This is a genomic window from Siphonobacter sp. BAB-5385 (assembly GCF_002261125.1).
In the GTDB taxonomy this organism is placed as follows: Bacteria; Bacteroidota; Bacteroidia; order Cytophagales; family Spirosomataceae; genus Siphonobacter.
In genome coordinates this window covers 1-9164 of the sequence record NZ_NMPS01000151.1, presented here as the reverse complement: position 1 = coordinate 9164, position 9164 = coordinate 1, and the positions used below count along the sequence as shown (strand labels likewise).

4 protein-coding genes are annotated in these 9164 nt (G+C 52.8%); 1 reads left to right on the top strand and 3 read right to left on the bottom strand.

Going from position 1 to position 9164, the window contains the following annotated elements; all coding sequences use genetic code 11:
- Nucleotides 1-309 precede the first annotated feature (309 nt).
- Genes BWI93_RS15530 through BWI93_RS15520 form a run of 3 tightly spaced genes read right to left on the bottom strand, consistent with a single transcriptional unit; the run spans nucleotide 310 to nucleotide 7552 of the window.
- Nucleotides 310-2781: a hypothetical protein gene (locus BWI93_RS15530; RefSeq protein ID WP_094812881.1), complete on the bottom strand. Its 2472-nt coding sequence runs from the start codon at nucleotides 2779-2781 to the stop codon at nucleotides 310-312.
- A gap of 47 nt (nucleotides 2782-2828) precedes the next feature.
- On the bottom strand, nucleotides 2829-4505 hold the full coding sequence (locus tag BWI93_RS15525; protein ID WP_094812879.1) for a RagB/SusD family nutrient uptake outer membrane protein: 1677 nt from the start codon (nucleotides 4503-4505) through the stop codon (nucleotides 2829-2831).
- A 23-nt stretch (nucleotides 4506-4528) separates the two neighbouring features.
- Nucleotides 4529-7552 (bottom strand): TonB-dependent receptor, encoded by a 3024-nt coding sequence (locus tag BWI93_RS15520; RefSeq protein WP_094812877.1) that lies wholly within the window; start codon nucleotides 7550-7552, stop codon nucleotides 4529-4531.
- 167 nt (nucleotides 7553-7719) lie between these two features.
- On the opposite strand from BWI93_RS15520, the gene BWI93_RS15515 reads away from it, so the two are divergent.
- A complete protein-coding gene (locus BWI93_RS15515; RefSeq protein WP_094812875.1) occupies nucleotides 7720-9054 on the top strand; it encodes a hypothetical protein in 1335 nt (444 codons plus the stop codon).
- Nucleotides 9055-9164 lie beyond the last annotated feature (110 nt).

Below are 9164 nucleotides of genomic sequence, written 5' to 3'. Positions count from 1 at the left end.
ATGAAAAAGGCGGCTTTTCGCGATAGGACGGGGTTTGGATTTAAGCCTTCCATGAAGGCCATCGACTATAGTTAATAACAATAAACTATCAACTAATGAAATGTCAGAAGATTAAAGCCTCCCCCCCGCCGGTGAGCAACGGAACGACCTACGATAGCCGCAAAGCGGTGGCCCAAAGCGGGCTGTCGTCAGGCGTGGAGAGGTCCAGCCTGGAAGGATCACGGGCTACCGAACAGCCAGTAAGGAGGGCCAAACTCCGTCTAGGTGAATGACAAGATTTCAACACCTATCAAACCCAATACCCTTAATCTACTTATAATCAAACAACGCCGTCGCCGTACAATTCTGATCCGTTTTCAGGCGAATCCAGCGGGCCTGAAACGTGTTTGGAAAGCTATGCGTGATCGTTTTCCCCGCGGGTACCGTAAAGGTTTGATAGGGCATCCATACCCCCGTACCTACGGGATCGGCTTCCAGCGTAAAAGTGACCGACTTCGACGACTGATGACTCAGTTGCACGCTACGCTGGTCGTAAAAACCAATCAGATACGGATCAGAAGGCTGCTGAGCGACCACCGGGGTATTTTTCCAGGGACCACCGTGTCCTTTCGGTTTGCCCAGTTTCCAGAGATCATCAATCGTACCCGCCCAGACGGCGGCCTGTTGATCCTCCGAAACGATAATGTGCTCATTTTTCGAGGCTCCAGCCCGATCAATACCCGTGAGCAGTAACAAACCCCGGTAAGAAGCAAAATCATGGATGCGGTAATTATGCGAAGACACCGGTCTGATCTTGGCAAAGCCGTCCGCATTTTCGGCGGGGAGCTCGTAAAAGGTACCGTGACAGTTGAGTAAATCACGTTCCGTGGCCACTTCCCGGCACAGGCGTAAGGCTCCCTGATTCGTTAAATCCGTAAAGGCATCGGCACCCAGCGGCAGTCGCCAGCGTCGGTTCTGGTCATCCACGATCAGTACACTCGATTCCTCGACAGTAACGACATTTTTAGGAATGGCGAATTTGCTGGTAATGAACGACTGCATCTTCGGATTCTCCTTCCGTACCAGTTGCATCTGGTCATTGAATTCGTAATACCCCGTTGTAACAGGTTGTTTGTTTTCGAAACGTACCGCTGCCATGCCCAGCGTTTTAAGATCGTTTCCCAGCCCATACAAAAGTCCGCCTACCGCTTGATCGGACTGTACAGAACTCAGGCCCGTAAATAAAGCCTGGGGTTTTTCCGGGCGGGCATCGGGCGTTGCGTAAGAAAAATGGGCCGTCAGTTTGGCCTTCGTACCAGGCTGAATACGAATCCATTCGCCGATTTGTTTTTCGGTGAACGTCAGATGTTTCGAACCGCCTGGAGCGAGTACGACCTTTTGCAGCGGGGTCCAGGTATTCGTGCCTTTCTGATCTACTTCAAAGGTCAGCGTCACTTCCTGCGAGTCGTGGTTCTGTACCCAGGCCGAGCGGTGTTTCCAACCCGCAAACAGAAAGGGTTCGGAAGCCGACTCGACGGTTTCCTGAAGCCAGACGGCTCCTTCGGCCGTATTGGGCCCCAGCTCATCGGGCAATTGCAGCGAAGTAAACCACAGGTTGGAATTGGACTGGCCGGGGCCTTCAATACTGCCTTTAACCTTTCGTTTATTTAAAAATTCCTTCTGAGCCGAATCATCACATCCAAAAACCAGCTGATTATTCCAGCGAGTGTAATCGCCAATGACTTTCAGATACGCCGAACGGGGACGAATACCGGCCGAGTTAGCCGTAGTAAAAGTCGCCGGAAACCGCCAGAATAGCCCGTGCATAGTCATCAGGTAATCCGATTGCTGAGGCGTGCCAACATCCCGGATCCGAGGCCATTCGGTATTCCAACCGTGTGCTCCGTCGTAGGAATGGCTGGCTTTGGGTAGCCGGAAAAATTGCCAGCCCGTTTGCGGATTCCGCACGCCCAGCAAAACGGATTTATGGTCCCAGCCCGTCGCCCAGATCGGGTCCGCCTGCGGGTTTTTGTTGCCGTAAATACCACCGGGACCCGTTACTTCCACGAATTGATTGCGGCGAACGACTTTCCAGTCATGGCCATCCCACTCGGAGAGCGAACCTGCCGGAACATCGAACTGCTCAAGAGCCCTTTTGCCCGGTTCACCGTTGTTGGAATAGACCAGTACGCCCTGCCCCGAATACAGTCCTTTGCCGTGAGCCCCGGGAAGCAGGGCATTCTGAAGGTTATTGGATTCATCGGAATCTTTCTGGCGATTTACGTTTCCGTCTTCGTATAAGAGCTTGGGTTTGAGCGTTTTTACATCCACTTCGTAAAAACCTTCTTCCATGGTACCGTAGTAAATCTTGTGGGCGGGATCGGTAAGGTGGCGGGCATTGCCCGTATGCCGACCGGGCATGGCCGTGTACGGAATGGTCCGAACCTGTCCCTTCGCGTCAATCGCGTAAGGTCCGATGAAAAGTTGGTTGCTTTCGGGGTGAATCATTCGATTGGCGGGGGTGCCACCTATGCTTTCCGAACGAATCGTTTGCTGCAAATCCGGACTGATGGCGTACAATTTATCCGAAGAACCAAACGGTAAATGCGGACCGTAGGTGATGACCCACAGCTGATTGGCCCAGGGGACGACGGCTCCCGTACCACATTCGCCTTCGCGGTTGTACATGGCCAGATGCGGATAAATACCACTGAACGAGGGGCGGCGGAGGGATTGGGCCCCGCAGGAATCCGCGAAAAGTAAATGAGCGGCTACGCAAGCCGAAAGAAAAAGTTTCTTCATTCGAATCGAAAAATGATTTGGGAAAGGATAGAGCAGTACGGAGAATTTCAGTAACCCGGATTTTGAGTCAGTTTGGGGTTGACGCGGATCTCCAGGGCGGGAATCGGCCAGAGGTACTGACGGCTGGCGTCAAAGCTGCGTTGAGCCACGATTTTAACGTCAGTGCCAAAACCGGAGTAGTCCGCCAGTCCATCCGTATCGATGGGAGTAACACCGGGGAAGGGCCATTTCGAGCGGTTTTGGGCCGCCGGATCGGGTAAGCCAATGACGGGTCGGGTGAGTGCCTTTTCCGCCAGTCGCCAGCGGATGAGGTCCATGTATCGCAAGCCTTCTTTGGCAAATTCCACCCGACGCTCCCGCCGAACAATTTGCCGTAGTTCGCTCACGCTGGTAGTCGTAATGGCTGGGTACGCCGCCGGATCGTCTACCCGCACCCCGTAAGCCCGGGCCCGTATCTGATTGATGGCCTGCAACACTGTTGGGTCGATTTCGCCGAGTTCGATTTTCGCTTCGGCGTAGGTCAGCAGTACTTCGGCGTAACGGATCAACAGGGCATCGGCGTCTTCGCTCTGCTTGTCGGCCCAGCTTTGATCGATGCCTTTTTTCCAGAGAAAACCCGTAAAACTGGCAAATGCCGCAACGCTTCGGGTATCCTGATTGGCTACTCGCCGATTTTCCTTGCTACTGAAAACGGTAACCGAATCGGGGTGCGGCTGATAGGTATACCCCAGCCAGTTCGTACCGAATTCAACAACCGTAGCCGTTAAGCGGGGATCGCGGTTTTTAAAGGGTTCCCGCGGATTGTACAGCGGAGATTCGTCGATGGGCTTGCCATCCCGGCATTCGTAGGCGTCAACCAGCTCCCGGGTAGGAATCTGGGCTCCAAAACCGCCGGCAATCCGAGGCAGCTGATCCCGCACGGGTGTGCCCGTTGTAAATACCTTCTGCATTTCATCCCGGGGAATACTGAGAATGATTTCCGGACTGGTTTCGCCGGCTTTCAGAAAGAGCTGACCGTAATTCGAATGCAGACTGTATGCCCCGGTCTGCTGCATAATGGCCTGCGAAGCGTCTTTGGCTACTGCCCAGTTGTTCGTATACAGAGCCGTACGGGCTTTGATGGCAAGGGCTACCCCTTTGGTCAACCGACGTACGGCCGAAGCGGGGTACGAAGCGGGCAGGTTCGCAATGGCAAAATCAAGTTCATTGAAAACGAAGGTCAGGACTTCATTGCGGGGCGTACGGGTCACACTATACGATTGTTCCAGTACCAGCGGATCGGTAATGAGCGGAACGTCGCCAAAATGCGTCAGGAGTCTGGAATACTGGTACGCCCGGATGAGTCGCATTTCTGCCTCCAGTCGCGTCAGTACGGTCGCGGGTGTATTCGCCGCTGCCCGATCTTTGTTAGCCAGGAAGGAATTCGCCCGGGCAATGGCTTTGTAGCAGACCGTCCAGTAAGCCTGTGCCGTGGCGTCTTCGGAATTCATCGTGCCGAAGGTGACCGCATTGCCCAGCATACCCCGATGCCAGTAATTATCCGTGAACTGTTCATTGTCGTTCCCCCAGAAATCCAGGCGATACAGATCGTTCACCGCCAGTTCCAATTCAGTTTGATTGGCGTAAAACGTAGCCGTAGAGGGCTCAGATAAAGGATTTAAGTCGAGCGAGTTGCAGGCGGTAAAGCCGATACCTCCCAGCAGAAGAAACAGGTATTTTTTCATAACGAAGCCGTGTCTGAAGGAGCTTAAAAGCGTAAGGTGATACCGCCCAGAAAGGTGGTGACGATGGGATAGGAAGAATTCGCGGCTTCCGGATCGGCGTAGCGGGGGAAGTGGTGAATCCGGAGTACGTCGTTGGCCGAAACGTACAATCGCGTCGATTGCAGGCCCAGTTTCTTGAGCACGTCTCCTTTCAGGGTATAGCCCAGCGTGATGTTTTTGACGCGGAAATACGATCCGTTGATGAGCCAGAAATCAGACGTTTCGTAATTGGCCGCCAGCGACTGCGTTGAAAGCCGCGGATACCGGGCCCGGGCGTTGACCTCCGCCGCATTGGTTTTACTCCAGAATTTACCCACAATTTCCTGCGGCACGTTTCCAAACGCTTCCCCAAAAGGTCGTACGATTTCATCGGGCAGGCGACTGAGTTTTTTACCAACGCCTTGAACAACCAAGCCCAGATCAAAACCCTGATAATCCAGTCGAATCGTGCTACCGTACAGAAAACGGGGGAGGGAACCGCCCAATAGTACGCGATCATCGGGCGTGATGCGGCCATCGTTATTAATATCCACGTAGCGAACATCGCCCGCCGTAACGTTGGTATTCAGTCGCGGCGATTGACGGGCTTCTTCGGCGGTTTGGTATAACCCCGCCGAGCGGTAGCCAAACCATTCGTTGTACTCACTGCCTTTGAACGTAGACTGACTACCCAGAATCTGGGTACCTTTCAAATCCACAATTTTTGATTTGGAATCGGAAATGTTGAAGGCAATGGAATAGTTGACTTTCCCAATTCGATCCCGCCAGCTGGTTTCCAGTTCCCAACCTTTCACGTCCATGATCCCGGCATTTTGTTGTGGCCGTTCATAGCCCAGGTACAGCGGAATATCCAGAGCCAGCAGGATGTCGTAGGTGCGTTTATGGTAGACGTCAATGGCTGCACTCAGTCGGTTTTTGAAGAAGGCGGCGTCAATACCCGCATCCAGCGTCCGGGTAGTTTCCCAGGAAATATTCTCAACGGCATAGTCCACCTGACCACCCCCGTTCAGCGGAACGACTACCCCATTTTGGTAGAAAAGAGCATTGCTAAAACTGATGGTCGCCTGATACGGATAATTACCGATTCGCTCATTGCCCACCACGCCGTACGAACCACGTACCTTCAGAAACGATAGCCAGGGCGTACTCCGCAGAAAGTTCTCTTCGGAAATCGTCCAGCCCGCCGAAATCGAAGGGAATAAAGCGTCGCGGTGCTGGCGATTGAAGCGGGAAGACTGGTCATAGCGTAGATTACCCTGGATGTAGTACTTGTTCTGATAATCGTATTTCAATCGACCAAATACCGAACGAAGGGCGGCTTCACTGGCACTGCCGGAGTTATCGCGTAATTCCTGCGAACCGGCATTCAGGTACGGAAAATTAATCAGGGCAAAACCACTCCGGGAGGCCGTCAGCGTTTCGCTGAAATTATACAGTTCTTCATAACCCGCCAGTACATCCACGTTATGGCCCGAGCCGATTTCTTTGGAATAGCTGGCTAAGAACTGACCCGTGATATTGGTCGTTTCCTGCCGCCGTTCGTTCAGCGTCGTGCGGGGCTGATTGCTGAAGGCACTCGTACTACCGTCGAGGTTCGTAAACGTGATTCGCTTGGAAAAGGCTTTGCCCCGGTCAAAATCGAAACTCGGAGCGACTAGGGCCGTCAGCGTTAGTCCATCGATGGGTTTGAAGTTGAAGGCTAGTCGGCCCATCACCTGATTGTAGTACTCGTTGTTGGTTCCGCCTTCGTTGAGCTGGGCAATCGGGTTCCGTCCATCCTTGCCCAGTGCGTACCGACCATCCGAATAGTAATCGTCAAAAATTGGAGGCATCAACCGGGCTTCGTACAAGGGGTTGACCACGGGCGAAAGCGACTTGGTTCGCTTGTAGGTGACATCCAGCGTAATACCCAGTTTCGCATTAACCTGTAAATCGTTGTTCACCCGAAGCAGGTACCGCTCATAGTTATAGTTGTCGTAAAAAGCCCCGGATTTCGTGTACCCCAGCGAGGCCTTGGTTTTAATTTTACCCGTTCCCATAGTAAACACCAGATCGTGGCGTACTCGTGGAGCCGTCGCCCGGGTCAGAATAGTTTTCTGCCAGTCGGTATTGGCAAAGGGAAAGACGTCCGGTTTATCCCGATGGTACTGATCAAAATTGGTAATGTAATCGGCCGCGTAAGGACCTGCGGAAGACCCGTCGTTGGTGGCCTGCTCGTTGAACAGCCGCATGTACTCCGGAGCATTGACGTAAGCGGGCAGAGCCGTTGGCTTCTGAAACCCGTATTCGGCGTTGTATTCAAAACTCGTTTGGCCTTCCTTGGATCGCTTGGTCGTTACCAGAATAACCCCAGCGGCTCCCCGGGACCCATAAATGGCGGCCGAAGCGGCGTCTTTCAGTACGGTAATATTTTCCACGTCATTCGGATTGACGTTATCGATCGTACTGACCGGAACGCCATCCACAATGATCAGGGGAGCGTTAGTGCCCAGCGTTGTAATGCCCCGGATCAGAATGTTAGAGCTGGCTCCGGGGGCTCCACTGCTGCGGGTGACCGATACACCCGCAATACTGCCCTGCAAGGCTTCCGAGATTTGCACGGTCTGACGCCCCGCTACATCTTTAGAATCGATGGTGGAAATGGCCCCCGTTAAATCCTTTTTCTTTTGCGTTCCATAACCAACCACAACGACTTCATCCAGTGATTGTTCGGCTGCTTTCAGGATAATATTCAGTACGGCCTGATCCGTGATCAGAATGTCCTGGCTCTGGTAACCAATGGAAGAGAAGGTAAGTGTGACCGACCCCGTATCGGCGATGGCCAGTCGGTAGTCGCCCTGAGCGTCGGTCGTCGTACCCCGTGACGTTCCTTTGATGGCTACACTGACGCCCGGTAGCTCTTTAGCCTTTTCATCCGTGACGCGACCCGTGATGGAACGACTCTGAGCAAAAGCAGGTAACAGGAGGCCCAGGTACAGCAGCGTGCTTAGTAGTAGTCTTAAATGCATAATTTTTTCTGATAATTAGAGGTTCTTCTGCAATTTTACCGGACTTGTGATTTAACTTAACAAACATAATTTTGGACTATACGGTGTTGAAAGCAGAAGGGGTATCCAATCCCCTATACAGAATTATGGACAAGGTAAGTATCTGACGTACAGTAATATAGAAACTAATGATTACGGATAAAGGCCCGGAGCAAACCTGGAGTTATTACTACCTGGAGCGTTGTTGCCAGCGAGTTGCCGAGACATATGGGAGGGAAGAGTGGTCCGCATGGACGAACGGAGACTACATTTTACTAAGTCGAATCCTGTTTCGGAAGACCCGGGTACAAATCAGCCCCAATACGCTGAAGCGAATTTTTGGAAAGATCAAGACGGATGCCCGGTATTATCCGCAAAAAGCGACCCGCGATGCCCTGGCTGCGTACGCGGGCTTTGGGGATTGGGACCAGCTCGTAGAAGCGATGGCGGAGGAGGAACCCCTTGCGGAGGTAGAAGAACCCTTGGTCGAACCGGCACTCCATCAAAAGGTACCCGAACGGAACGAAAGTCCGGTTCCGAAACGATTTGCAACCCGTACGCTTTTGTGGACGGGGATGAGTCTACTGGTGCTGCTGGTCCTGTGGGCAGGCTGGAAAATGAGACAAGGGGTAAGTCCGGAAGGTACGCCTTCCCTGATCTGTAAAAACCCCGTAGGCGAAAACCCGCACTCGGCCATTTTTACCGTGCAAACGCCCCATGAACGGGCGGATGATTATTCGCTGGATTTCGGTGATGGCAAGTGTAAGGCAGTGAACCCGAACACGACCGTTTATAATCACTATTACGAAGTGCCCGGGCGGTATCAGGCCGTTTTGAAGCGGGGCAATCAACCCCTCGATTCTACCACAGTGTACCTGCCCACGCAGGGCTGGGCGGCGACGGCGTACATGATGTACGACACCTCGCGGGTGTATCCCATTAACGTACCGGCCTTATTCACGGGTGGAAAGCGAACGATTAACACGCGGGAGCTGTCTCAGGCGGGTATTGATACCAATCGTACCTTTTTTGTAGAATTTACCAACGCTCAACAAACGGGTATTAGCGGGGATAACTTTGAACTGCAAACGCATTTGATTACTACGCCCGACCGAACGGGCATTCGGTGCTCTCAGGTGGATGTCCGGATCATGGGGGAGTCGTCCAACCATACCTTTGTTGTGACCAAACCCGGCTGTGTGTATTGGTCACGACTGATCCTCTCCGAAAAAGGCTGGTATGGGCGACAGGAGGATCTGAGTTTCCTCGGAGCCGATTTACGTCGCGGGGGTACGTTACGCTTGCTGGTAAAAAATCAGCAGGCCCGGTTGTACATCAATGACCGACAGGTATTCGAAAGCACTTACACGCATCCCTTACAGCAGATCTACGGCGTAAGTATCCGCTTTTCCGGCGTAGGAACCGTAAGCTCACTGAATTTGAAGGATTTAAATACGGGTAAACTGTTTCAGGGGAGTTTTTAATAAAACCTTTAAGCGGTATGCTAACGATAATCAAGCCTGTACCGTCAGCTTTCGTCCCTGAAAGACAGCTGGTCATTTAGTCCGTATGCATTCCATGCGGGGCATCCCAT